Origin of the sequence: Methylobacterium sp. Leaf99 (genome assembly GCF_001422375.1) — a bacterium.
GTDB lineage: Bacteria > Pseudomonadota > Alphaproteobacteria > Rhizobiales > Beijerinckiaceae > Methylobacterium.
Genome location: NZ_LMMU01000001.1, coordinates 1500936 through 1525488 on the forward strand (window position 1 = coordinate 1500936; position 24553 = coordinate 1525488).

The 24553-nt window shown below is 71.5% G+C and carries 26 protein-coding genes and 1 tRNA gene; 14 read left to right on the plus strand and 13 right to left on the minus strand.

Annotated elements, in window-relative coordinates; translation table 11 throughout:
• Positions 1-175: 175 nt before the first annotated feature.
• Positions 176-565, plus strand: a complete 390-nt coding sequence (locus ASF28_RS06885; RefSeq protein ID WP_056089399.1) for a hypothetical protein — start codon at positions 176-178, stop codon at positions 563-565.
• Between the two features lie 3 nt (positions 566-568).
• On the opposite strand, the gene ASF28_RS06890 is transcribed toward ASF28_RS06885, so the two are convergent.
• A complete protein-coding gene (locus ASF28_RS06890) occupies positions 569-928 on the minus strand; it encodes an STAS/SEC14 domain-containing protein (RefSeq protein WP_056091346.1) in 360 nt (119 codons plus the stop codon).
• A gap of 54 nt (positions 929-982) precedes the next feature.
• Complete coding sequence (locus tag ASF28_RS06895; RefSeq protein ID WP_056089402.1) at positions 983-3259, minus strand: primosomal protein N'; 2277 nt, start codon at positions 3257-3259, stop codon at positions 983-985.
• 131 nt (positions 3260-3390) lie between these two features.
• Between ASF28_RS06895 and ASF28_RS06900 the strand changes: the two genes are divergently transcribed.
• From ASF28_RS06900 to ASF28_RS06920, 5 genes are all read left to right on the plus strand, one after another.
• Complete coding sequence (locus tag ASF28_RS06900; protein WP_244474912.1) at positions 3391-4104, plus strand: alpha/beta hydrolase; 714 nt, start codon at positions 3391-3393, stop codon at positions 4102-4104.
• Positions 4095-5162, plus strand: a complete 1068-nt coding sequence (locus tag ASF28_RS06905; protein ID WP_056089405.1) for an ABC transporter ATP-binding protein — start codon at positions 4095-4097, stop codon at positions 5160-5162. The genes ASF28_RS06900 and ASF28_RS06905 overlap by 10 nt, the downstream gene beginning before the upstream one ends.
• Before the next feature lie 146 nt (positions 5163-5308).
• The gene (locus ASF28_RS06910; RefSeq protein ID WP_056089408.1) at positions 5309-6331 is read left to right on the plus strand and encodes an extracellular solute-binding protein; all 1023 of its coding nucleotides are present in this window, start codon (positions 5309-5311) and stop codon (positions 6329-6331) included.
• Between the two features lie 82 nt (positions 6332-6413).
• Positions 6414-8066, plus strand: coding sequence for an ABC transporter permease (locus ASF28_RS06915; protein WP_056091351.1), 1653 nt, complete (start codon positions 6414-6416; stop codon positions 8064-8066).
• 155 nt (positions 8067-8221) lie between these two features.
• Positions 8222-8296: transfer RNA gene (locus ASF28_RS06920), tRNA-Val, on the plus strand.
• Between the two features lie 148 nt (positions 8297-8444).
• On the opposite strand, the gene gph is transcribed toward ASF28_RS06920, so the two are convergent.
• Positions 8445-9170: a phosphoglycolate phosphatase gene (gph, locus tag ASF28_RS06925; protein ID WP_244474913.1), complete on the minus strand. Its 726-nt coding sequence runs from the start codon at positions 9168-9170 to the stop codon at positions 8445-8447.
• 167 nt (positions 9171-9337) lie between these two features.
• Here gph and ASF28_RS06930 point away from each other — a divergent pair, with 167 nt between their 5' ends.
• The 4 genes from ASF28_RS06930 to ASF28_RS06945 all read left to right on the plus strand — a co-directional run bounded on the left by ASF28_RS06930 (position 9338) and on the right by ASF28_RS06945 (position 12598).
• Positions 9338-9817, plus strand: coding sequence for a hypothetical protein (locus tag ASF28_RS06930; RefSeq protein ID WP_056089414.1), 480 nt, complete (start codon positions 9338-9340; stop codon positions 9815-9817).
• A gap of 130 nt (positions 9818-9947) precedes the next feature.
• Positions 9948-10658 carry a ribose-5-phosphate isomerase RpiA gene (gene rpiA, locus ASF28_RS06935; RefSeq protein ID WP_056089417.1) on the plus strand — a complete coding sequence of 237 codons (711 nt, stop codon included), beginning with the start codon at positions 9948-9950 and terminating at the stop codon, positions 10656-10658.
• Positions 10659-10716: 58 nt separating this feature from the next.
• Positions 10717-11340, plus strand: a complete 624-nt coding sequence (locus tag ASF28_RS06940; RefSeq protein ID WP_056089421.1) for a DUF2059 domain-containing protein — start codon at positions 10717-10719, stop codon at positions 11338-11340.
• Between the two features lie 28 nt (positions 11341-11368).
• A complete protein-coding gene (locus ASF28_RS06945; protein WP_244474914.1) occupies positions 11369-12598 on the plus strand; it encodes an O-antigen ligase family protein in 1230 nt (409 codons plus the stop codon).
• Positions 12599-12601: 3 nt separating this feature from the next.
• On the opposite strand, the gene ASF28_RS06950 is transcribed toward ASF28_RS06945, so the two are convergent.
• Both ASF28_RS06950 and ASF28_RS06955 read right to left on the minus strand, forming a co-directional pair.
• Positions 12602-13975: a PleD family two-component system response regulator gene (locus ASF28_RS06950; protein WP_056089423.1), complete on the minus strand. Its 1374-nt coding sequence runs from the start codon at positions 13973-13975 to the stop codon at positions 12602-12604.
• 38 nt (positions 13976-14013) lie between these two features.
• Positions 14014-14394 (minus strand): response regulator, encoded by a 381-nt coding sequence (locus tag ASF28_RS06955; RefSeq protein WP_056089426.1) that lies wholly within the window; start codon positions 14392-14394, stop codon positions 14014-14016.
• Between the two features lie 108 nt (positions 14395-14502).
• Here ASF28_RS06955 and ASF28_RS06960 point away from each other — a divergent pair, with 108 nt between their 5' ends.
• On the plus strand, positions 14503-14835 hold the full coding sequence (locus tag ASF28_RS06960; protein ID WP_056089429.1) for a DUF3572 domain-containing protein: 333 nt from the start codon (positions 14503-14505) through the stop codon (positions 14833-14835).
• Positions 14832-16163, plus strand: coding sequence for a DNA polymerase IV (locus ASF28_RS06965; RefSeq protein WP_056089432.1), 1332 nt, complete (start codon positions 14832-14834; stop codon positions 16161-16163). Before ASF28_RS06960 ends, ASF28_RS06965 begins: the two co-directional genes overlap by 4 nt.
• Before the next feature lie 25 nt (positions 16164-16188).
• Here ASF28_RS06965 and ASF28_RS06970 read toward each other — a convergent pair whose 3' ends face one another.
• Positions 16189-17019, minus strand: coding sequence for a cell envelope integrity EipB family protein (locus ASF28_RS06970; protein ID WP_056089435.1), 831 nt, complete (start codon positions 17017-17019; stop codon positions 16189-16191).
• A gap of 393 nt (positions 17020-17412) precedes the next feature.
• On the opposite strand from ASF28_RS06970, the gene ASF28_RS06975 reads away from it, so the two are divergent.
• On the plus strand, positions 17413-18012 hold the full coding sequence (locus ASF28_RS06975) for a GcrA family cell cycle regulator (RefSeq protein WP_056089437.1): 600 nt from the start codon (positions 17413-17415) through the stop codon (positions 18010-18012).
• Between the two features lie 79 nt (positions 18013-18091).
• On the opposite strand, the gene phoB is transcribed toward ASF28_RS06975, so the two are convergent.
• The 6 genes from phoB to pstS all read right to left on the minus strand — a co-directional run bounded on the left by phoB (position 18092) and on the right by pstS (position 23791).
• Entirely contained in the window at positions 18092-18796 is a 705-nt protein-coding gene (phoB, locus tag ASF28_RS06980) for a phosphate regulon transcriptional regulator PhoB (protein ID WP_056089440.1), read from the minus strand.
• A 137-nt stretch (positions 18797-18933) separates the two neighbouring features.
• Positions 18934-19674, minus strand: coding sequence for a phosphate signaling complex protein PhoU (phoU, locus tag ASF28_RS06985; protein ID WP_056089441.1), 741 nt, complete (start codon positions 19672-19674; stop codon positions 18934-18936).
• Between the two features lie 164 nt (positions 19675-19838).
• Positions 19839-20657 carry a phosphate ABC transporter ATP-binding protein PstB gene (gene pstB / locus ASF28_RS06990; protein ID WP_056089444.1) on the minus strand — a complete coding sequence of 273 codons (819 nt, stop codon included), beginning with the start codon at positions 20655-20657 and terminating at the stop codon, positions 19839-19841.
• A 49-nt stretch (positions 20658-20706) separates the two neighbouring features.
• Positions 20707-21600, minus strand: coding sequence for a phosphate ABC transporter permease PstA (gene pstA / locus ASF28_RS06995; protein WP_056089446.1), 894 nt, complete (start codon positions 21598-21600; stop codon positions 20707-20709).
• A 20-nt stretch (positions 21601-21620) separates the two neighbouring features.
• Entirely contained in the window at positions 21621-22595 is a 975-nt protein-coding gene (gene pstC, locus ASF28_RS07000) for a phosphate ABC transporter permease subunit PstC (protein ID WP_056089449.1), read from the minus strand.
• A gap of 155 nt (positions 22596-22750) precedes the next feature.
• On the minus strand, positions 22751-23791 hold the full coding sequence (pstS, locus tag ASF28_RS07005; protein ID WP_056089451.1) for a phosphate ABC transporter substrate-binding protein PstS: 1041 nt from the start codon (positions 23789-23791) through the stop codon (positions 22751-22753).
• A 245-nt stretch (positions 23792-24036) separates the two neighbouring features.
• On the opposite strand from pstS, the gene ASF28_RS07010 reads away from it, so the two are divergent.
• Positions 24037-24291, plus strand: a complete 255-nt coding sequence (locus ASF28_RS07010) for a hypothetical protein (RefSeq protein WP_056091356.1) — start codon at positions 24037-24039, stop codon at positions 24289-24291.
• 18 nt (positions 24292-24309) lie between these two features.
• On the opposite strand, the gene ASF28_RS07015 is transcribed toward ASF28_RS07010, so the two are convergent.
• On the minus strand, positions 24310-24519 hold the full coding sequence (locus tag ASF28_RS07015; protein ID WP_082476030.1) for a hypothetical protein: 210 nt from the start codon (positions 24517-24519) through the stop codon (positions 24310-24312).
• Positions 24520-24553 lie beyond the last annotated feature (34 nt).

The following is a 24553-nucleotide window of genomic DNA, read 5'->3' on the forward strand; positions in this document are numbered from 1 at the left end:
TCATCGCTGGTTCAGGCGGCGTCCGCCATGGCTCTCATCTTGGAATGGCAGCGCCCGTCACAATCCTGCCGCTTGCCCGAGTATCCTGCGGTCACTCTTCACCGATCGTTTGCTTGGGATGCTGCCGCGCCGTCCGCGTGGGGGCGTGGTCGGGCATTTCGCCGAAGGATGATGCATGTTCAGACTCGCCGCGCTGTTGACCCTCGGAACCGTCTCCGCCCTCGCGCCGCTGCCCGGCCAGGCCCGCGACGGTGCCAACTTCAACGGTGCGTGGTCGGTGGATCTCGTCACCGAATCCGGCATGGTCTGCGACAGCCGTTACAGCTACTCGGTGTCGGTGCAGGAGGGGCAGGTCCGCCTCGTCTCGGGCCAGAACGCCAGCCTGAGCGGGCGCGTCGGGCCGGATGGCACCGTGGGCCTCAGCGTCACCAACGGCACCGCCACGGGCGCGGTCTCGGGCCGGCTCCAGGCCACCTCCGGCGGCGGCACCTGGAAGGTCTCGTCCCTGTGCTCGGGCCGCTGGACGGCGCGACGCCACACGACGCGCACCGCCCAGGCGGAGTAGACTTTAGGCCGTCGCCAGCCAGCTCCGCGCCTCTTCGATATGGGCGCGGTCGAAGGTCTTGATGGTCGCCGGCGAGACCTTGCCGAAGGTATCGGCGATCATCCGAAGCCAGGAGGCGTCGGTGACGAGGGCGACGTGGCTGACGCCTTTCATCATGGCGAGGCCGAAACGCGGGTCCTTGAAGAACGCCGCCGGCTCCATGCCCTTGAACTCGCGGACATCCTCGAGGAGCTTGATCTTGCCGCCCTTGTCGAGGTCGGCCTGCATGGCCGTGATGACGGTGTTCATGTCCGCATCGGTGATCTGCCCGTCGACCACGATCTCGGCGACGTTCGATTCCGGCTTCTTCGTATAGGTCAGCACGTGCAGCACTCCTGATGGGGTCGAACGCGACCCCGAGCGAACGTCGAGGCCGCGTTATAGGAAACTCTGCGGGTCCACGTCGATGGCGACCTTCACGTTGCCGCGAACCTTGGGGCCGCGGGCGATCCAGTCGCGCAGGTAACTCTGCAGGTCGACGGAGCGTTCGGTCTTCACCAGCAGGCGGAAGCGGTAGCGGCCCCGCACCAGGGCGAGGGGCGCCTCGGCCGGCCCCAGCACCATCACGCCGTCGGGCGGCTCGGACGCCCGCGCCAGGGCCTGCCCGTGGGCTTCGGCCACGGCACGGTCGCCCGCCGAGACGATGAGGGCGGCGAGACGCCCGAACGGCGGCAGGCCGGCGGCCTCGCGGGCGGCGATCTCCTCCTCGTAGAACCGCGCCGCATCCCCCGACAGCAGGGCGGCGATGACCGGGTGCTCGGGCTGGAAGGTTTGGACCAGGGCCCGCCCCGGCTTCTCGCCGCGCCCGGCCCGGCCGGTGACCTGCTGGAGCAGCTGGAAGGTGCGCTCGGCCGCGCGCGGGTCGCCCGAGGTCAGGCCGATATCGGCGTCGAGCACGCCGACCAGGGTGAGGTGCGGGAAGTTGTGGCCCTTGGCGACGAGCTGCGTGCCGATGACGATGTCGCAGCCGCCCTCGGCCACGGTCTGGAGCTCGGCGCGCAGGCGCTCGGCCCCGCCGGGAAAGTCGCTCGACAGGACGATGACGCGCTTGTCGGGAAACAGCGCCGTGACTTCCTCGGCGATGCGCTCGACGCCGGGACCGCAGGGGGTGAGGTTGTCGAAGGTGCCGCATTCCGAGCAGGATTCCGGACGGCGTTCGGCGTAGCCGCACTGGTGGCACACGAGGGCCTTGCGGAAGCGGTGCTCCACCAGCCAGGTCGAGCAGTTGCGGCACTGGTAGCGGTGGCCGCAGGCCCGGCACAGGGTCAGGGGGGCGTAGCCCCGGCGGTTGAGGAACAGCAGCGCCTGGTCGCCGGCCGCCACGGTCTCGCGCACGGCGGCGATGAGGGCGGGGGCGATGAAGCTGCCGCGCTCGGGCTTGTCGGACCGCATGTCGAGGGCGGTGATGTCGGGCAGGCGCCGGCCGCCGAAGCGCTCGGGCAGGACGATGTGGCGGTAGCGCCCGCGCTCGGCGTTGACCCGGGTCTCGATGGAGGGGGTGGCCGAGGCCAGCACCACGGGGCAGTTCTCGATGCGCCCGCGCACCACCGCCATGTCGCGGGCGTGGTAGTGCACGCCGTCCTCCTGCTTGTAGGCGGCCTCGTGCTCCTCGTCGACGACGACGATCCCGAGTTTTGCGAACGGCAGGAACAGGGCCGAGCGGGCGCCGACCACCACGGCGACCTCGCCGGCCGCCACCCCGGCGCGGATGCGCTCGCGGCGCTTTCCACCGATGCCCGAATGCCAGGTGGCCGGGCGCACGCCGAAGCGCTCGGCGAACCGGTCGAGGAACTGCGCCGTCAGCGCGATCTCGGGCATCAGGATCAGGGCCTGGCGCCCGCGCCGGACGCAATCGGCCACGGCCTCGAAATACACCTCCGTCTTGCCCGAGCCGGTGACGCCTTCGAGCAGGATCGTGGGCGCCCGGAACGGGGCGGGCTCGGGCTCCGGCAAGGACGGCGGCGCTGCGATTGCGGCGACGTCGCCCTGTCCGGCGTCCTCCAGGAGAAAGGCCTCGAGCCGGTCCGTCGGCGGGGGAGCCGGGTTCATCATCGCGATCAGATCGCGCACCGCGTCGGCCTGCGCCTCCGACAGGGGCACGCGGGCATGGTCCGGGTCGGGCGGCAGGGCGACGGGCTCCGGGGCGAGGGCCGTCGCCTCCAGGGCGCCGTCGTCGATGAGGCCGTCGACGACGCTGAGGGACACGCCGGCTTCCTTGGCCAGCACGCTCTTGCCCCGCATGGCGCCGTCGGCGGCCACCGCCAGCACCTTCATCCGCGCCGGCGTCGGGCGGGCGGGCGGCTTGCCGGACGCGCGCACGCCGATGCGCACGGTCTCGCCCTGGGCCGCCTCGTCCGGCAGGCGCAGGGCCATGGCGAGGGCCGACCCCTTGGGCGCCAGGGTGTAGCGGGCGAGCCAGTCGACGAGTTCGCGCAAGGGCCCCGAAAGGGGCGGCACGTCGAGGCGACCGGTGACGGGGCGCAGGTTCGAGCCCGCCGGGCTCTCGCGCACGCCCCAGACCACGCCGACGGTCTCCCGCGGCCCGAGGGGGATCTGCACCACGTCGCCCACCGCCAGGGTGAGACCGGCGGGCACGGCGTAGCTGTAGGCGCTGTCGAGCGCCAGCGGGATCAGGATCTCGGCGACGCTGGGCATCGGCGCGGGCTGCTTTGGAACATACCCGGAATATAAGCATGATCCGCCGATTGCGCGACGGGCACGCCTGAACCATTCCGTCTCTCGATCACGCAGTGAATCCGCCGCCCGACGCCGTGCCGTGAGCCCCGATGCGCCATCCAGACCCAGGGACGATCGCGGGGACCGCCTCGCCGGAGGGCGTGCTGTTCCTGCACGGCATCGCGCGCCGGTCCGCGTCCCTGGCCCGGATGGAACGCGCCTTCCAGGCTCAGGGGTACGCGACGCTCAACCTCGACTATCCGGCCCGCACGGCCGCCCTCGCGGACCTCGCGGCGCTCGTCGCCCCGGCCATGGCCGCCTTCGCCGCTCGGGTGAGCCACGTGCACGTCGTCACGCATTCCATGGGCGGCCTCGTCGCCCGCGCGCTCCTGACCCGCCAGCGTCCGGACAATCTCGGGCGCGTGGTGATGCTGGCCCCGCCCAATGGCGGAAGCGAGGTCGCCGACCGACTCCACGGCATGGCCGCCTACCGGCGCTTCTTCGGCCCGGCCGGCGCAGAACTGACGACGCGGCGGGACGCGTCCCTGGCGGCGCTCCTCGGGACCGTCGATTATCCCCTGGGCGTCATCGCGGGGGATCGCACGCTCTATCCCGTCGAGTCCTGGCTGATGCTGCCCCGCCCTAATGACGGACGGGTGAGCGTCCAACGCACGCGGGTGGCCGGCATGAGCGCCCACGTGACTCTGCACACCAGCCACAGCCTGATGATGTGGAACACACGCGTCATCCGCGAGGCCTTGCACTTCGTCCAGAACGGGCGATTTCTCGGCCCCGACGCGAGGACGCCCGAAGAATGCCCATAACCCAGTCCGACACAGGCCGCGGCATCCCGCCCCGTCTCGAACTCCGAAACCTCGGCATGCGCTTCGGGGCCGTGCGGGCCCTGGACGGGATCGATCTTGCCGTCCGTCCCGGCGAGATCGTCGCCCTGCTCGGCGATTCCGGCTGTGGCAAGAGCACGCTCCTGCGCGCCATCGCCGGGCTGGAGCGGCCGGATCGGGGCACGATCCACCTCGACGGCGACGATGTCGGCGGCGTGCCGCCCGAGGGGCGCGGCGTCGGGCTGATGTTCCAGGACTACGCCCTGTTCCCGCACCTCACCGTCGCCGAGAACGTGCGCTTCGGCCTCCACGCCCATCCCGGCCAGGCGGCCCGCGCCATCGCGACGGCGCGGCTGGAGCAGGTCGGCTTAGGCCACCGCGCGGCGAGCTACCCCGGCACCCTGTCGGGCGGCGAGAGCCAGCGGGTGGCCTTGGCCCGCGCCCTGGCGCCGGGGCCGCGCATCCTGCTCCTCGACGAGCCGTTCTCGAACCTCGACCGACGCACCCGCGACCGGGTCCGCGCCGACACCCTCGGCCTCCTGCGCGAGACCGGCACCACGACGATCCTGGTGACCCACGATCCGGAAGAGGCCCTGGGCTTCGCCGATCGCATCGCCCTGATGCGGGTCGGGCGCATCGTCCAGGCGGGCACCGGGGACGACCTCTACCGTCGCCCCGCCTCACGCTTCGCCGCGCGCTTCTTCGGCGACCTCGTCGAGGTGGCCGGCCCCTGCCGGGCGGGCCACGTGGCGACGCCCTTCGGCCCCCGCCACGCCGCGACCGTCGCCGAGGGTGCCGCCGCCGTCGCCTGCTGGCGTCCCGAGTCGATCCACCTGATGCCGGTGGGCGAGGGCGTGCCGGGCCGCATCGTCGGCCGCCGCTTTCTCGGCGCGACGGTCATCCTGTCCGTGGAGGCCGAAGGGTTCGACGCGCCGCTGCTGCTGCCCGTGCCCGGCGCGGACGGACGCGGGCCGGGCGACGCCGTGGGTCTGCGCTGCGACGAGGCGAACACGTTTATTTTTACCGATGGAACGGATTAAAACCCGTTGCTTGCATCGGCGCGATAATACGGACATTCGGAAGACCAGCTGCAGTTTTTAACTGTTACAAGTCCAAGACATCGCGCTTGCTTTTTCCCAGGCCCTGCGTCTGAACGTCCTCCGCAACCAAGCGGGAGGACGGGATCATGGTCGGTGGGGTCAAGCAGTTCGCTCTGGCGGGTGTCGTCGCCTGGGCCACCCTCGGATCGGCGCAGGCGGCGGAGGTCAACCTCTACACCACCCGCGAGCCCGGCCTGATCAAGCCGCTGCTGGACGCCTACACGGCCCGCACGGGCACCGCCGTCAATACGGTGTTCGTGGAGAAGGGCCTGGCCGAGCGCGTGGCGGCGGAGGGCGCGCGCGGCAAGGCCGACGTGCTGATGACCGTCGACATCGGCAACCTCATCGAACTCGTGGACCGCGACCTGGCGCAACCCGTGCGCTCGCCCGTTCTGGAGGCGGCGATCCCCGCCACCCTGCGCGACGCGGACGGGCGCTGGTTCGCCCTCTCCATGCGCGCCCGCGTCGCCTATGCGGCGAAGGACCTGAAGGACCAGAAGGGCCTGACCTACGAGACCCTCGCCGATCCGAGCTGGAAGGGCGGCCTGTGCCTGCGCTCCGGCCAGCACCCCTACAACACCGCGCTCGTCGCCCACTACCTCGTCCGGTATGGCGCCGAGGCGACGGAGACCTGGCTCAAGGGCGTCAAGGCCAACCTCGCCCGCAAGCCCGCCGGCGGCGACCGCGACGTCGCCCGCGACATCCTCGCCGACACCTGCAAGATCGGTCTCGCCAATTCCTACTATGTCGGCCTGATGCGCTCAGGAAAGGGCGGCCCGGAGCAGAAGACCTGGGGCGACGGCATCGCCGTGCTGATGCCGACGTTCCTCGGCGGCGGCACCCACGTCAACGTCTCCGGCGCGGTCGTGTCCAAGACCGCCCCGAACCGCGACGAAGCGGTCAAGCTCCTCGAATACCTCGTCTCCGACGAGGCCCAGGGGCTCTACGCGCAAGGCAACTACGAGTACCCGGTCAAGGCCGGCGCCCCCGTCGATCCCCTGCTGGCGGCGCTCGGCCCCCTGACCGTCGACACGACGCCGCTGGCCGAGATCGCCCGCAACCGCAAGGCGGCGAGCCTGCTCCTCGACAAGGTCGGCTTCGACAATTGATCGGGCAACCATGACCGGCGCGGCGCAGGCGCTCGACGCCGAGGATCTGGCGACGCCCCGGCCAAGAGGGCGGGCGACGCGGATGCGGCCCCGGACCCTCGCCTGGTCCGCGGCCGCCCTGGCGCTGGCGGCCCTGGTCCTCAGCCCCGTCGCGTCCCTCGTCCGCGCGGCGGCGCAGGGCGACGGCGCCCTGTGGCCGCACCTCCTCGCCCATGTCCTGCCCCGGGCCGTGGCGGAGACCGGCCTGCTCCTCGCCGGCGTCGGGCTCGTCGTGGTGGTGCTCGGCACCGGCGCGGCCTGGCTCGTCTCGGCCTACGCCTTCCCCGGCCGGCGCTGGCTCGAGGCGGCGCTCCTCCTGCCCATGGCGGTGCCGACCTACATCGTGGCCTACGCCTATCTCGACCTCCTGCACCCCATCGGCCCGGTGCAGACCGCCCTGCGCGGGTGGCTCGGCTACGCCCGGCCCCGCGATTTCGTGCTGCCGGAACTGCGCTCCCTGCCGGGCTGCATCCTGCTGCTGGGGTTCGTACTCTATCCCTACGTCTACCTGCCGACCCGGGCCCTGTTCCTCATGCAGGCGGCCAACCTCATCGAGGCCGGGCGGATGCTCGGGCGCGCGCCCTCCGCCGTGTTCCTGCGCGTCGCCCTGCCCCTGGCGCGCCCGGCCATCGCCCTCGGCGCCAGCCTCGCCCTCATGGAGACCCTCAACGACATCGGCGCGGCGGAATTTTTGGGGGTTCGCACCCTCACGGTCCAGGTCTACGCCACCTGGGTGAACCGCTCCGACCTGCCCGGTGCGGCCCAGATCGCCCTGGTGATGCTGGTCGCCGTCCTCGGCCTCGTGGCACTCGAGCGCTGGGCCCGGCGCGGCCGGGGTTTTGCGGGCACCGCCCAGCGCCCGCGCGACCTCGCCCGCCGCCGCCTCCACGGCTGGCGCGCCGGAGCCGCCCTGGCCCTCGGCCTCGTGCCCGTCGCCGTCGGCTTCCTGATTCCCGCGACCTACCTGTTTCGCGCGGCCCTCGAGCGGATCGCGCGCGTGGGCTGGCCCGCGACCATCCTGCCAGAGATCGGCCATACGGTGCTGTATGCGGGCCTCGCCACGGCCCTCGCCGCCGGCATCGGCTTCCTCGTCGCCGCCGGCCCCCGCCTCCTGCCCGGTCCCCTCGGCCGGGGCATGGTGCGGGTGACGAGCCTCGGCTACGCCCTGCCGGGCGCCATCCTGGCCATCGGCCTGCTCGGCCCCCTGGCGCTCGCCGACACGATCCTGTCGGAGGGGCTGACGCGCCTGTTCGGCGTCGCCCCCGCCCTCATCGGCCTCGGCACCGGCGGCGCCCTCGTCATCGCCTACCTCATCCGCTTCCTCGCCGTCAGCACGGGAACCTGCGAGGCCGGGCTCGGTCGCATCCCGGAAAGCCTGCCCGATGCCGGGCGCATGCTCGGGCGCGGCCCCGCCGCGACGCTGGCCCGGGTGCAATGGCCCCTCGCCTGGCCGGCGGTGCTGAGCGGCGCGGTCCTCGTCTTCGTCGATTGCGTCAAGGAATTGCCCGCGACCCTGCTCCTGCGCCCCCTCAACGTCGAGACCCTCGCGACCCACCTCTACGGCGAGGCGGCGCGCGGCACTTACGAGGACGGAACGGTGGCCGCCCTCCTCATCGTCCTCGTCGGCCTCGTGCCCGTCGCCGTCCTGATGCGCCTCGGCACCCGGCGCGCGGCCGCCGCGACGGCCCGTCCGTGAAATCCGATCGCCACGAAATTCCCGCCTTGACGGCCCGGGGGGCCGCGCCCTAGAACGCCCTCGGTTCCGGCGGCGTCGTCCGCGGAACGCCGTTCGCTACGACCACGGGGACGCTCGAACGAGCGAAACCCGCGCGAACCGGCAAGAATGGCAACGGGCGGTTGGCTCAGCGGTAGAGCGTCCCCTTCACACGGGGAAGGTCACAGGTTCGATCCCTGTACCGCCCACCATTTTCCTCGATGAACACCCATCATCCGACGGTTTTCATCGCTGCCGCATCGCGTGCCGTCGGTCGGCGCGCCTTCGATGCGCTCGGCCTGTTCCACCACCTCGGGATGAGGTGATGGAATGGGACCGACAGGCCGAGCCGACGCGACCCTATCCCCGCACCACCGGCACCAGCGCCTCCACGGCCTCCACCAGCTCATCGAAATGCCCGATCACCCGGTCGGGGCCGAAGGCTTCGACGGGCAGGTCGGTGTAGCCGAACGGCACCGCGATCACCGGGATGCCGGCGGCCTTCGCCGCGTCGATGTCGGCGCGCGAATCCCCCACCATCACGGCCCGGGCCGGATCGCCGCCGGCGCGTTCGATGGTGAGGGTGATGTGGCGCGGGTCCGGCTTGAAATGCGCGAAGGTGTCGCGGCCGCAGATGGCGGAAAAGCGGCCCGAGACCCCGAGCAGTTCGAGGAGCGTGAGGGCGTGGGCCTCGACCTTGTTGGTGCACACGGCGAGCCTGAAGCCCCGGGCGGCGAGGGTGTCGAGGGCCTCCGTAACCCCCGGGAACAGGTGGGAATGGTCGCACAGGTGGCGGCCGTAATGATCGAGGAAGGCCACGAACAGGGTCTCCAGGCGGGCCTCGTCGAGTTCCTCGCCGGCCGCCTCGAACCCGCGCCGGATCAGCGCCTTGGCGCCGGCGCCGATCATGTCGCGGGCCTGCGCGAGGTCGAGGGTGTTCAGGCCCTCCCGCGCCAGAATCGCGTTGAGGGTGCCGACGAGGTCGCCCGCCGTCTCGGCCAGGGTGCCGTCGAGGTCGAACACCGCAATGGGCGGCAGGGGGGACGGGGATTGGCTCGACGCGGACATGGGGCTCGACGCGGACATGGGCTGGCTTTCTGCGAGGGCTCGGCTGCGGAGATGGGCCGGGGATCGGCGCCAAGCGCTATCGGGGCCGCGCGGCGCGGACAAGACGCCCGCCGCGGGGTCACGGTTGCGCCGCAAGGCGGCGATACCGCTCGCGCGACATCCGCAAACGGGACATCGGGGCACTCATGCGTCTGACACACCAGGCCTCACATCAAGTCTCACACCTTTTGCGCGCGGGCGCGGTGCTCGGGCTGCTCACGGGGACGGCCCTCGCGAGTTCCTACGAGTTCGTGCCCGCCCCCCAGATCGACCTCAACCGGGTCTACCGGGTCGACAAGGTCACGGGCGAGGTCACCTCGTGCCAGTACGGCCTGCGCGAGGGCGCGGTGGGCAGCGTCGGCGTCACCGTGTGCTACGGCGCCGGCGAGGGGGCGAGCGCCCAGGCGCCTTCCGAGTACGGCCTCGTCGCCTCCCGCCACACCCGCGAGGCGGGCGTGTTCCGGGTCAATTACCGCACGGGCGAGATGAGCATCTGCTACGTCCAGCTCCAGAAGGAGGCCGTGGTCTGCACCGCCCAGGCCAACCCCGCCGACGAGGCGGCGAGCCCGGCGCCGGGCCGCGCGAGCCCGAGCGTCACCCCCCTCCAGCCCACACCCCGCCCCTGATCGGAAGCGCCGGAACGCCCCGCGTTTGACGGCGCTGCCAGCCGTGGTAGGGCCTGCCGACGCCCGCAACCCGAGCCCGTGCCATGCGCCCTGCCGTTCCGATCCGCCCCGTCGCCCCCGGAGTCGCGGCGTGAGCGGGCCCGACCTGCGGCGCGCCGCCGCCGAGCGGGCCGTCGCCCTCGTGACCGACGGGATGCGCCTCGGGATCGGCACCGGCAGCACCGCCAACGTCTTCGTCGAGCTCCTGGGCGCCCGCGTCCGGGCCGGCCTCGACGTCGTCGGCGTGCCGACCTCGGAGGCGACGCGGCTGGCGGCGGAGGCCGCCGGCATCCGCCTCGCCACCCTCGAGGAGATGCCGGAGCTCGATCTCACCATCGACGGGGCCGACGAGATCGACGGCCACATGCGCCTGATCAAGGGCGGCGGCGCGGCCCTGCTCCGGGAGAAGATCGTCGCCTTCGCCAGCCGCCGCATGGTGGTGATCGCCGACGCCGCCAAGGGCGTCGAGACCCTCGGCGCGTTTCCGCTGCCCGTCGAGGTCAACCCGTTCGGCCTCGGCGCCACCCGCCGCGCCGTGGAGGCGGCCGTCGCCGCCGCCGGCTGCGCCGGCGCGGTTCTCCTGCGCGCCGGCGCGGACGGCGCGCCCCTGCGCACCGATGGCGGCCACCACATCCTCGACGCGCACCTCAAGCGCATCCCCGATCCCGAGGCCCTGTCGGCCGCCCTGTGGGCGGTGCCGGGCGTGGTCGAGCACGGCCTGTTCCTCGGCCTCGCCACCGGGGCGATCCTGGCGGAAGCGCGGGACGGGGTCGCGCACGTGACCTGCCTCGGCGCCGTCTAACCAGAAGCCCGATCCATCGCCCGAACCGCATCGCAGAAGACCTCCGGAGCGCTTATCCATGTCCCGCCCCATCGTCCGCTCTCAGACCCTGCGCACCGCCCTGGCGGGGGCCGTCCTGGCGATCGCCCCGGCCGCCTTTCCCCTGGCCGCCTGGGCCCAGGCCCCGCAGAAGCCGGCGACCCCGCCGAAGGCCGCCCCGGGCAAGCCCGCCGCGCCGACGCCCGCCGTGCCGACTCCGGCAGCGAACACACAGGCCCCGGCCTTCGCCCCGTCGCACATGGCCCTAGCCCGCGAGGTGATGCTGAGTTCGGGCATCGCCCGCTCGTTCGATTCCATCATCCCGGCCTTCAGCGAGCAGATCCGGCAGAACGCCGTCACCCGGCCGGAACTCGGCAAGGACCTCGACGAGGTGCTGGTCGGCCTCCAGCCCGAGATGGAGATGCAGAAGCAGGCCATGATCGACACGGCCGCGCGCATCTACGCCACCCGCCTCACCGAGGCCGAACTCGCCGACATCGCCGCGTTCTTCCGCTCCCCGGCCGGCAAGCGCTACGTCGAGACCCAGCCCCAGGTCCTCGACGGCATCGTCCAGGCCATGCAGGGCTGGACCCAGGAGGTCTCGGAATACGTCATGGTCCGCGTCCGGACCGAGATGGTGAAGCGCGGCCACCAGCTCCAGTAGGGCGCCCCGCTCCCGCGCGGTCGTCCCCGTGACGTCCCCGTCCGTCGCGCGCCTGCGCGGCGCCGGCGCCCTGGTCCTGGCCGCCCTCCCCCTGGTGATGGCGGCGGCCAACCGGTCGAGCCCGGCCGTCATCGGCCTCGCCGCCCTCCTGTTCCTGGCCGCCGCCCTGGTGGAGGACCGGCGCGCGGCCTGGACCGCGCTCGCGGCGCCCCTGCGCACGCCGGCGGGGGGCGCCGCCCTCGCCTTCCTCGCCTGGGGCCTCGTCTCCATCGCCTGGAGCCCGTTCCCCACCCTGTCCTGGCGCACGGCCGGCGAGTTCGGCCCCACCCTCGTGGCGGCCTACTGCGCGGCACGCCTGGCCCCCGGACGGATGCCGCCCGGAATGGCCCTGGCCGCCGCCTGGATGCTGGGTCTGGCCGGGCTCTACATCGTCGTCGACCTCGCCGCCGACCTGCCGGTGCAGAAGGCGCTGGGCACGCGGGTCGCCTACTTCGTCTTCAACCGCCCGGTCCTGACGATCCTCCTGGTGGCCGGCCCCCTCGCGGCCGTGCTCCTGCGGCGCGGGCATCGGTGGGCCGCCGGCCTCGTCGTCCTCGTGTCCGTGGCCGCGATCCTGCGCTCCGTGAGCGGGGCGGCCGCCCTCGGGCTCGGCGCCGGCGCCGGAATGGCCCTCGCGGCCCGGTGCCTGCCCCGGCGCGCCGGCCTCGGCCTCGCGGGCGCCGGCCTGGCCCTGGCCGTGGCGCTCAGCCCCGTGGAGGGCGATCTCCTGCACCGCCTGATGCCGGAGGCGGCCCACGAGCGCCTGATCCAGAGCAGTTCGCGGGCCCGTGTCGCCATCGCCCGCAGCTTCGGCGCGGCGGTCGCCGCCGATCCGTGGCGCGGGGCCGGGTACGGCACGGCCGGGCGCTTCGCCTGGACCCCCGTGGCCGACACCCTCGCGCCGGACTGGCGCCGGATGCTGGCGGTGGGCCACCCGCACAACAGTTTTCTGCAGGTCTGGGCCGAACTCGGAATCGTCGGCGCCGGCCTGATGGCGGCCCTGCTCTTCCTGACGCTCCGGTCCATCGCCGCGATGCCCCGGTTCCAGGCGGTGACGGCCTTGGGCCTCCTCGGCGCCGCGGCGGCGGTCGCCTTCGTCGAGCACGGCGCGTGGCAGGCCTGGTGGGTGGCGGGCCTCGGCGGCGCCGTGACGTGGTTGCGGGAGGGCTGGATGCGCGAAGACGGGCTGGCCGAAGGCCGGGCCGAGCCGGCCGCCTGACGCTCAGGCGGCGGCCGCCTCGACGCGGTTGCGGCCGGCGTTCTTGGCCCGGTACAGGGCGAGATCGGCGCGCTTGAGCATGTCGGCGGGGCCGATATCCTCGGGCCGGCGCCAGGACACGCCGATGGAGACCGTGACGGCGATGGCGCGGGTGTCGCGCTGGATCGCGAACGGCACCGCCTCGATCCGCTCGCGGATGCGCTCGGCGATGGCGTGGGCCTCGGGCGGCTCGGCGTCGGGCAGGATGATCACCACCTCCTCGCCGCCGTAGCGGGAGACGATGTCGATGCCGCGGGTATGGGTGCGGATGCGGTCGGCGAAGGCCCGCAGGACCTCGTCGCCGGCCTCGTGGCCCCAGGTGTCGTTGATCGCCTTGAAGCGGTCGATGTCGAGCATGAGGGTCGCCACCGGGCGGCCGCGCAGGGCGGCCTCGGCGAACAGGGCGCCGAGGTGGCTGTCGAGGTAGCGCCGGTTGTGCAGGCCCGTGAGCCCGTCGGTGACCGCGAGCTCCATGGAGGCCTGCACGGCGCCCCGCAGGGTGTCGGAGAACCGCCGGCGGCGCACCTGCGTGCGGACGCGGGCCACGAGCTCGTTCCGGTCGACGGGGCGCATGAGGTAGTCGTGCACGCCGAAATCGAGACCGCGCACCACCCGCGCCTTGTCGTGCGGCTCGGCGATCATCACCACCGGCATGGCCCGGGTTCGGTCGAGGGACCGCAGCTGGCTGCACAGGCGCAGGCCGTCGAAATCGACGAGATCGAGGCTGACGAGGGCGAGGTCGAAGGTCCCCTCGGTGGCGAGCACCAGGGCCCGGTGCGGATCGGGTTCGACGGTGACGCTGTGGTGCTGGCTCAGGGCCGTGGACAGGCGGTCGGCCGAGCTCGCCCGGTCGTCGACCAGCAGGATCGCGGCGTTCTGGCCGGTCTCGGCGGTGGCGAGCGCCAGGGGATCGCCCATGCCGAAATCCCGCGACGCGAGGGCGCGGCTGCGCAGCTCGTCCGTCACGGCTTTGAGCCGGACGAGGCTGCGCACGCGGGCGAACAGGGCGACGTCGTCGATGGGCTTCGTCAGGAAGTCGTCGGCGCCGGCGTCGAGGCCGCGCAGGCGGTCGGAGGGCTGGTCGAGGGCGGTGACCATCACCACGGGCAGGTGGGCGGTATTGGGGTCGTTCTTGAGGCGCCGGCACACCTCGAACCCGTCCATGCCGGGCATCATCACGTCGAGGAGCACGAGGTCGCACAGGCCCTTGGCGCAGATCGCCAGGGCGTCCGGGCCGTTCATGGCCGCCAGCACGTCGAAATACTCGAGCGAGAGTTTGGTCTCGAGGAGCTTCACGTTGGGGAAGAGATCATCGACGATCAGGATGCGGGCCGACATCTGTCCTCACGCGTTCGGGTCGAGGGGAGCGGAGGCGGTCACGTCGTCCGGCCGTCGCCGAGATACTGGCGGACGGTGGCGAGGAACTTGGCCACGGAGATCGGCTTCGAGAGGTAGGCCTCGCAGCCGCCCTCGCGGATGCGTTCCTCGTCGCCCTTCATGGCGAAGGCCGTGATGGCGATAACCGGGATGGACTTCAGGTCGTCGTCCTCCTTGAGCCACTTCGTCACCTCGAGGCCGGAGACCTCGGGAAGCTGGATGTCCATGAGGATGAGGTCGGGCCGGTGGGTGCGGGCCAGCTCGATGGCCTCGATGCCGTTGGCGGTCTTGAGCGTCGCGTAGCCATGCCCCTCCAACAGGTCGTTGAAGAGCTTCATGTTCAGCTCGTTGTCCTCGACGATGAGCACCGTCTTTGTCATGGCCCATTGTTCCCGGCGTTCGAGCGGCTCATTGTTCTTGGAGGCATGGCCCGTTCTTGGAGGCTCGGCCCGCGCGACATGTCCCGCGCGAGAAGATGTAACGGATACATGTTGACGAAACGCAAATCCGACAATGAGCGCGATTCGGCCGAGCGCCTCGCCGTGGCGATTCTCGCCTGGCTGGCCACCGACGACGAGCGGCTCCACCCCTTCCTCGCCGCCACCGGCGCGACCCCCGACACCCTGCGGGCGAGCGCGCAGGATGCCGGCTTCCTCGCGGGCCTCCTCGACCACGTGATGGGCGACGAGGCCACCCTGATGGCCGCGGCACAGGCCCTCGCGGTCCCGCCCGAGCGCATCGCGGCGGCCTGGCGCCGGCTCTCGCCCACAGAGTTCGATGACGGCTCCGACCACGGGGCGGCGGGCGACGATTTCCCATGACGGCGTTCTGCCGGGATTGCTGCACGGTCCAGGCCGGCCCGGCACGCTGCCGCGCCTGCGGTTCGCCGCGCCTGCTGTCGCATCCCGAGCGCGACCGGCTCACCATCGCCCATGTCGATTGCGACGCCTTCTACGCCACGGTGGAGAAGCGCGACGACCCGTCCCTGCGCGACCGGCCCCTCATCATCGGCGGCGGCACCCGCGGCGTGGTGGCCACCGCCTGCTACCTCGCGCGGATCTCGGGCGTCCACTCGGCGATGCCGATGTTCCAGGCCCTCAAGGCCTGCCCCGACGCCGTGGTCCTGCGCCCGGACATGGAGAAGTACGCCCGCGTCGGGCGGGAGGTCCGGCAGATGATGCTCGACCTGACGCCCCTGGTGGAGCCCGTCTCCATCGACGAAGCCTTCCTCGACCTGTCGGGCACCGAGCGCCTGCACGGGGCGAGCCCGGCCCTCACCCTGGCGCGCTTCGCCGCCCGGGTGGAGCGGGAGATCGGCATCACCGTCTCCATCGGCCTGTCCGATGCGAAGTTCCTGGCCAAGATCGCCTCCGACCTCGACAAGCCGCGCGGGTTCGCCATCCTCGGCCGGGCGGAGGCGGTGGAATTCCTCGCCGGGCGCCCGGTCTCGATCCTGCCCGGCATCGGCCAGGCGGCGCGGGCGCGGCTGGCCGAGCGCGGCATCCGCCGCGTCTCCGACATCGCCAGGGCCGACCCGCGGACCCTGCACGCGGCCCTGGGGCGCGACGCGAGCCGGCTCCTGGCCCTCGCCCGGGGCGACGACCCGCGCCCCGTCCGGCCCGAGCGCGACACCAAGAGCGTTTCGGCCGAGACCACCTTCAGCGCGGACATCGCCGCCTTCGAGGCCCTGCGGCCGATCCTGTGGCGCCTGTGCGAGAAGGTGTCGGGCCGGCTCAAGCGCCAGAACCTCGCGGCCGCCAACGTCACCCTGAAGCTCAAGGATTCGGCGTTCCGCCTCCGCACCCGGACGCGCGGCGGCCTGGCGCCGACGCAGCTCGCCGCGCGCCTGTTCGCCGACAGCGAACCCCTCCTGCGGGCGGCCTGCGACGGCACGCCGTTCCGCCTCCTCGGCATCGGCGGCGGCGACCTGTGCGACGCGGTCCATGCCGACCGGGGCGACCTCATCGACGGGAGCCTCACGGCGGGCGGGCTCGTCACCGGAGGTCTCGTCACCGGAGGCCTTGTCGACGGAGGTGTGGCCCGCACCGTCCGGCGCGAGGCCGCCCTCGACCGGCTGCGTGAAAAGTTCGGCGCCGGAACGATCCAGCGCGGCCTCGCCTTCACCCCCGCGCCGCGCGCCGGCGAGTAGCGCGTTTCAGGACTTGTAGCGGGCGTCAGGATTTGCAGTCCGTCGCGGCCGGGAGCTTGTCGAGGCGGCTGAGATTGCCCGCCACGGCGAATTCCCCGTAATCCAGGCGCAGGTTTCCGCTGACCCCGTTCTCGTAGAGGTCGAAGGTCAGCACGTAGATCGGCGTGCGCTCGCCCGCGCCGGAGGTGAAGTAGCTCAGGGTCACCGGCCAGTGGGTCATGCCCGCCATCTCGCCCTCGCGCAGGGGCTTGTCGCGGTCGGATTCCGCCTTGGCGGAGGCGGTCGTGGCCGGGCGTCCGATGACCGCCAGGGTGTCGTAGACCTTCCGGCCGTCGTCGGTGCCGTCGTAGACCTTGACGGAGAGCGTGGTCTGGCCGGCGCGCGCCGTCTCGATGAGCCGGCGCATGTGGAGGGTGGGGAACAGCACCTCGCCGCTCGCCTGGAAGCCGTCGCGCTTGGGCTCCTTGAGGCGGACCTTGAGGGCGTCGGCCGCCGTCTCGGCGGTGCCGTCCACGGACTGGCCGGGCGTGCCGTTGAGGAGGGTGCTGACCTTGAAGCGGTAGCTGCGTCCGTCGGCGCTCTCGAAGGTGGTGTTGCGCAGGTCCGAGGTGCGGCTGCCGGTCTCACCGCTGTCCAGCACCGTCACCTGCCGGGTCTGCATCGTGTAGCCCTTGCAGGCGTCGCCCGAAAAATCGATGACGATGCGCCCGCGCGCACTCTCCACCGCCCGGGTGCCGCCGCTCTGGGCCAGGGACAGGTCGTAGACCGCCCGGTGACTGGCGAGGTGCACGGGCTCGGCGGCGCCCGCCCCGGTGGCGAACAGGACGAGACAGGCCGTGGCGCGGGGCAGACGCATGGGGTCTCCTGGTGGGGGTGGATCGGGATGCGGCGGTCGCCCCTCAGATAGGCCGCCCGTCTCCCACCGGCAATGCGGGGCCGCCGGCACGCCTCGTCCGGCCAAAGGCCGGGGGTCGAAACGCGACCGCAGGAAACATAGTCAAGGGAAACTCAGTCCAGGCGAACGCGTCCGGCCAAAACTTGGCCGGTGGAAACTTGGCCGCTCTTCCGGTCATCGCCGAAGCCGCTCTTGCCTCCGGCTCGCGCGCTCCTGTACGGTTCGCCCGTCGCCGAAGAGAGCCCGAGGCGAACGTCACCCGTCCGGTCCCGAAGTCGCCAGCCGCGGAGCCCCGCCGCTGTGCCTCCGTGCCCGCGACGCCGAGGGTGAGCGAGGACGATGTCGGAGGGGGCGATGACGGATACGATCCCGAGCTGGTCGGACGAGCGCGTCGATCTCCTGCGCCGCCTGTGGCAGGAGGGCCTGAGCGCCAGCCGCATCGCCGCGCAGCTCGGCGGCGTCACCCGCAACGCCGTCATCGGCAAGGTCCATCGCCTCGGCCTGTCCGGCCGCGCCGCGAAGGCGTCCGACACGGTCCTCCCCCGCAAGAAGGCCGCCCGCGAGGGGGAAGCCCAGGCGTCGGAAGGGGCCGGGGCCGAAGCGACCGGGGCGGCGCAGGGCGCCGAGACCGGCACGGCCGAACCCGGAGCGGTCATCGCCATGGTGTCCGTGGCCATGGTGCCCGTGGCGGCCGAGGCGCCCGCCGCCCGTGCCGAGGCGGCGCCCGTCGCGCGGGTCGAGCCCGTGGCCCTGGCGACCTCCCGGCGCGTGACGATCATGGACCTGCGCGAATCCATGTGCCGCTGGCCCCTGGGCGACCCGACCACGCCCGAGTTCCACTATTGCGGCGACCGCGCCATCACCGGCCTGCCCTACTGCACCCACCACGCCGAGATCGCCTATCAGCCGGCGGCCGAGCGCCGGCGCGACCGCCGGGTCGGCGGCTTCCGATGAGCCCGGCCGGCGGCTTCCGCTGAGCCGGGCCGGCGGCTTTCGCTAAGCTTGGCCGGCGGCTTCCGCTGAAGCGGACGCGTTACGGTTCGGCGCCGGCGAACATCTCGTCGAACGAGTAGCCCGAGCCCCGCACCGTGCGGATCGGGTCGCTCTGGCGGGGCCGGTTGAGGGCCTTGCGCAGGCGCCCGACATGGACGTCCACCGTGCGCTCGTCGATGTAGACGTCGTGGCCCCAGACCCCGTCGAGGAGCTGTTCCCGCGAAAACACGCGGCCGGGGCTCTGCATCAGGAATTCGAGGAGCTTGAACTCCGTCGGCCCGAGATGGATCTCGCGGCCCTCCCGGCGGATGCGGTGGCTGAGGCGGTCGAGCTCGATGTCCCCGGCCACCAGCAGGTTGGCGACGTGGGCGGGCTTGGCCCGCCGCAGGAGGGCCCGCACGCGGGCGAGGAGCTCGGGCACGGAGAACGGCTTGACGATGTAGTCGTCGGCGCCCGTGCCGAGGCCGCGGATGCGGTCGCTCTCCTCGCCCCGGGCCGTGAGCATGATCACCGGCAGGCGCTCGGTCTCCCGGCGCGCCCGGATGCGGCGGCACAGTTCGATCCCCGACAGGCCGGGCAGCATCCAATCCAGGAGGACGAGGTCGGGGACCTGTTCCTGCATCCGGATGTCCGCCTCGTCGCCGCGCGTCGCGGAGTCGACCACGAAGCCCTCGGCCTCAAGGTTGTAGCGCAGCAGGAGGGTCAGGGCCTCCTCGTCCTCGACGATCAGGATCCGCGTACTCATCACCCACGCCCGCTCAGTATACGCCCGCCCACCATGCGCCCCCATGCGAAACCGGGGACGTCCGGACCGGGTCCGAACGCCCCCGGAACCGTCCCATCTCCTGGGTCCCGGCGACCGGGCCCGGTCCCCGCCGTCCCTCAGACGCCGGTGGCCACGTCGAGGGGCGGCACGTCCACCGTGGCGTAGTTCGAGGCGTCGTTCTTGGGACGGTCGCTCTCGGCCAGGCTGTTCTCGCCGGTGACGAGGTAGTGGATCGTCTCGGCGATGTTGGTGGTGTGGTCGCCGATGCGCTCGATGTTCTTGGCGACGAACAGGAGGTGGGTGCAGAACGAGATGTTGCGCGGGTCCTCCATCATGTAGGTCAGGAGTTCGCGGAACAGGGAATTGTAGAGGGCGTCGATGGCGTCGTCGCGCTCCCACACGTCCAGAGCCGCCTTGGTGTCGCGGCTGGCATAGGCGTCGAGGACGTCCTTGAGCTGCTCCTGCACCAGGTCGCTCATGTGCTGGACGCCGATGACGATCTTCTGCGGCTGGACCTGCTCGGCGATGGCGACCACGCGCTTGGCGACGTTCTTGGCCAGATCGCCGATGCGCTCGAGGTCGTTCGAGACGCGGATGGCCGAGACCGTCTCGCGCAGGTCGATGGCCATGGGCTGGCGCCGGGCGATGAGCAGGATCGAGCGCTCCTCGATCTCGCGCTGCAGGGTGTCGAGGCGGTGATCCGCCGCGATGACGGCCTGGGCCAGGGGCACGTCGCGGCGCACGAGGGCGTCGCTCGCCTCCGTCATCATCTTCTCGGCGATGCCGCCCATCTCCGAGATGGAGCGGCGCAGGTCTTCGAGGTCGGTGTCGTAGGAACTGACGATGTGGTCGGGCATGTCGCACTCCTCGGTCAGGCCCGTCTCGGAACCTGCCACGTGGCGTTGGGGCGGGATACGGGGGTCGATGTCCCCCGCCCGAGGATCAGAGTGCCTCGCGAAACGCCCGATCGCGGCCGCTCCGCTCGAATCCGGCGGCGCGGCGGGCGTTTCGCGGGAGGCCCTCAGCCGAAGCGGCCGGTGATGTAGTCCTGGGTCTGGCGCTTCTCGGGGTTCATGAAGATCCGCGTCGTCGGCCCGAACTCGACGAGCTCGCCGAGATACATGAACGCCGTGAACTGCGAGATGCGCGCGGCCTGCTGCATGTTGTGCGTGACGATGACGATGGTGAACTCGGAGCGCAGCTGCTCGATGAGCTCCTCGATGCGGCCCGTGGAGATCGGATCGAGGGCCGAGGTCGGCTCGTCGAACAGGATCACCTCGGGGCGCTGGGCCACGGTGCGGGCGATGCACAGGCGCTGCTGCTGGCCGCCCGAGAGGCCCATGCCGGACTGCTTGAGCTTGTCCTTGACCTCGTCCCACAGGGCGGCCTTGCGGAGCGACTCCTCCACGCGCACGTCGAGGTCGGCTTTCGGCAGCTTCTCGTAGAGGCGCAGGCCGAAGGCGACGTTGTCGTAGATCGACATGGGGAACGGCGTCGGCTTCTGGAACACCATGCCGATGCGCGAGCGCAGCTCGTTGAGATCGACCTTCGCATCGAGGACGTTCTGGCCGTCGAGCAGGATCTGCCCTTCCGCGCGCTGGTCCGGATACAGGCTGTAGATGCGGTTGAAGGTGCGCAGCAGGGTCGACTTCCCGCAGCCCGACGGGCCGATGAGCGCCGTCACCTGGCGGTCGTGGAAGTTGAGGTTCACGGATTTCAGACCGTGGAAGCTGCCGTAGTAGAAATTCAGGTCCTTCACGGCGATGCGGACGGGGGAGTTCTCGTCCGCCTTGTGGCGGCCGGTGAGCTGCGCGGCGGTGATCCCGGAGGCGGCGTTCATCGGTGGCAATCCTTCGATCGAGCGCGGGGCGGTGGGAGCGGCGCGCGGATCAGCGCGCCCGCTCGCTCTTGATGACGAAGCGGGCCACGATCGACAGGGCGAGGATCGTGACGGTGATCAGGAGGGCGCCGGCCCAGGCGAGCTGCTGCCAGTTCGGGTAGGGCGAGAGGGCGAACTGGTAGATCATCACCGGCAGGTTCGGCACGCCGCCCATGAGGTTGGGTGAGAACCAGCTGTTGTTGTTCAGCGCCGTGAACAGCAGCGGCGCGGTCTCGCCGGCGATGCGGGCCAGCGCCAGGATGATGCCGGTGACGATGCCGGCCGAGGCCCCGCGCCAGGTGATGGCGGTGATGACCTTCGAGGGCGGGGCGCCCAACGCCGCGCCGGCCTCGCGCAGGGTCGAGGGCACGAGGCGCAGCATGTCCTCCGTGGTCCGCACGATGACCGGGGTGGCGATGATGGCGAGGGCCACCGCGCCGGCCCAGCCCGAGTAGCTGCCCATGGGCCGCACCATGAGGGTGTAGACGAACAGGCCGATGAGGATGGAGGGCGCCGACAGCAGGATGTCGTTGAGGAAGCGCACGAGGTCGGCGAGCTTCGAGTTGCGGCCGTACTCGGCGAGGAAGGTGCCGGCCATGACGCCCACGGGCGTCGCCACCACGATGCCGAGGAACGTCATCACGAGGCTGCCGAGGATCGCGTTGGCGATGCCGCCGCCCTCGGAGCCGGGTCCGGGCGTCGGCTCGGTGAAGAGGAGGGGCGAGAAGCCCTTCACGCCCTCGATGACGAGCATGCCCAGGATCGAGCCGAGGACGAGGATGCCGATGAGGGTGGCCAGGGTGCTGGCGCCGATGAGCATCTTGTCGGCGATCCGCCGTCCGGAACGGACCCGGCTGGCCTGGAGCGGCGGCGCGGTGCCGGCGACGGTGTTGAGCGCGTCCATGGGTTCTGGCTCCGGCGAACTCACGCGACCTTCACGCGTCGCACGAGCAGGCGGGCGACGATGAGGACGACGAAGGTGATGACGAACAGGATGCAGCCCAGCGCCATGAGCGAATTCAGCTGCAGGCCGTCGGCCTCGTTGAACTCGTTGGCGATGCGCGACGCGATGGTGGAGCCCGGATCGAACACCGAGGCCGAGAGGCGGTTGGCGTTGCCGATGACGAAGGTCACCGCCATGGTCTCGCCCAGCGCCCGGCCGAGGCCGAGCATGATCGCGCCGATGATCGAGACCGAGGCCTGGGGCACGAGGACGTGGCGCACCACCTCCCAGGTGGTGCAGCCGATGCCGTAGGCGCTCTCGCGCAGCACCGTGGGGATCTGGTCGAGCATGTCGCGGGTGATCGAAGCCACGAACGGCACGATCATGATGGCGAGGATGATGCCGGCGGTGAGGATGCCGACGCCCGAGGGCACCCGGGCGTAGAACAGGGTGCCGACGATGGGCATGCCTTCCACGAGGTTCGACACCGGCACCTGCACGAAGCGGGCGAACAGGGGCGCGAAGATGAACAGGCCCCACATGCCGTAGATGATGCTCGGCACCGAGGCGAGGAGCTCGATGGTCATGGAGACGGGCTTGCGCGCCCAGCCCGGGCAGAGCTGCGTCAGGTAGACGGCGATGCCGAGGGACAGGGGCACGCCGATGAGCAGCGCCAGCACGGCGGAGGCCAAGGTGCCGATGATGGCGACGAAGGCGCCGTACTGCTCCTGACCGATGTTCCAGGCGCTCGACGTGATGAAGCCGGGACCGAATTCGGCGAAGGCCGGCCAGCCGCCATAGGCGATGGAGGCGAGGATGCCGAAGAGCACGAGGAGGACGAGGATCGCCGAGGCGTAGGAGGCCGCGCGAAACAGCTGGTCGCCGAGGCCGCCGGGCTTGCGCCGGGCCGGAGCGGCCGTCCGCGTCAGGGAGATCTGTTCAGTCAAGGCGCCCATCCGAGTTGGTCTCTTCTCTCTGCGGCGTCTACAGCGCGGCGTGTCCCGACGCGAGCCGATCGTGTTCCATGGGACGGGCCCGGCGCATGCGCCGGGCCCGTCGATGGATCGCCCGTCCCTCGAAGGGGACGAAGTCTTACCTGCCGAAGACAAGCCTACATGTTGAAGACAGGTTTGCCGTCCTTGGCCTTGATGTCCTTCCACGCGTCGTGGATCAGACCGACGACGTTGTCGGGCAGCGGCACGTAGTCGAGGTCGACGGCGAGCTTGTCGCCGTTCTTGTAGGCCCAGTCGAAGAACTTGAGCACGTCGGCGGCCTTGGCCGGGTCGGCCGGCTCCTTGTAGACCAGGATGAAGGTCGCGGCGGTGATCGGCCAGGCGTTCTCCCCGGCCTGATCGGTCAGGGAGATGCCGAAGCCGGGGGCGGACTTCCAGTCGGCGCTGGCGGCGGCGGCCTGGAAGGCCTTGTCGTCGGGCTGCGGGAACTTGCCGGCCTTGTTCTGGATCAGGGCGTGGCTGAGCTTGTTCTGCTTGGCGTAGGCCGACTCGACGTAGCCGATGGCGTTGGGGACCTGCTTGACGGTGGCGGTGACGCCCTCGTTGCCCTTGCCGCCCTGGCCGGCGGGCCAGCTCACCGTGGTGGCGGCACCGAATTCCTTCTTCCAGGCCTCGGAGACCTGGGAGAGGTAGGTGGTGAAGATGTTGGTCGTGCCCGACGCGTCCGAGCGGTAGACCGGGGTGATGGTCGCCTCGGGGAGCTTGACCCCCTCGTTGAGCTTGGCGATCTTCGCGTCGGACCACTTGGTGATCCGGCCGGCGTAGATCTCGGCGATGACCTCGCCGGTGAGCTTGAGCTTGCCCGGCTCGACGCCGGCGATGTTCACCACGGGGACGACGCCGCCCATGACGGTGGGGAACTGGACGAGGCCGTCCTTCTCGAGGGCCGCACCCTTGAGGGGCGCGTCGGTGGCGCCGAAATCGACGGTCTTGGCCTGGATCTGCTTGATGCCGCCGCCCGAGCCGATGGACTGGTAGTTCAGCCCCATGCCGCTCTCCTTGCGGTAGGCTTCGGCCCATTTCGAATAGACCGGGAACGGGAAGGTGGCGCCGGCGCCGGTGATGTCGGCGGCCAGGGCGGAGGTGGCGAGCTGGGCGGTCGCGAGCCCGAGGGCAAGGGCGTAGGCGAAGGGTTTCACGAGGCTCTCCGTGTCTGTCGAGCGGGAGGGGGGACCCCGGGCCCGCGCGATCCGCGCGCCCTCGATCCGCCACGACCCGTTAACCGCCCGATGGTGCGGCTCTATGACCGCGACGTGACAGGCCGATGACAGCGGCGGCCAGAGTCGAATGGCACGGTCTCGCGCCTTCGCGCGTTGGAACCTGATCGGGACTTCGGCCCATGGCGGTCCGGGCGGAGCGATGCGGCCCTGACGGGGAGGCGACGGTGACGAACGAAGCGAGCAGCGGCACGGCGCCGGCGGACCCGGGCGACGGCGTCTTCCTCGATCTGCACGTGCAGCGGGAGGCCCTCGAGCGCAGGCTCGTCCTCGTCCAGCAGCAGCAGCAATTCGGCACGAACGCGGACGCCATCGCGCGGGCCGGGAGCGACGAGCGGGAGACCCTGCTCGACCTCGACCGGGTGCTCACCCTGATCCGGGCGGCGGAGTATCGGCGGCAGCCGGGCGCGCGGCGCTGGTAGGCGGCGGAGACCGGGCGCTCAGTCGACCCGGCGGCGGTCGCGCTCCTTGTGGCGCAGGCGCAGGAGCAGGTCGATCTGGCCGTCCGGAATCGGCAGCGTGTCGCAGGTCTCCTCGTAGAGGGAACGCAGGGCGGTGCCGAGGCGGTAACGCGTGTCGTCGGTCAGGGTCGGGTGTGCATCGCCATCGTGCCCGCAGCCCCTGTCGATCCCGGTGACTCTCTGGTCCAACGTCTCAGTCCCTCGTCTCGAGCGATGTTCAACG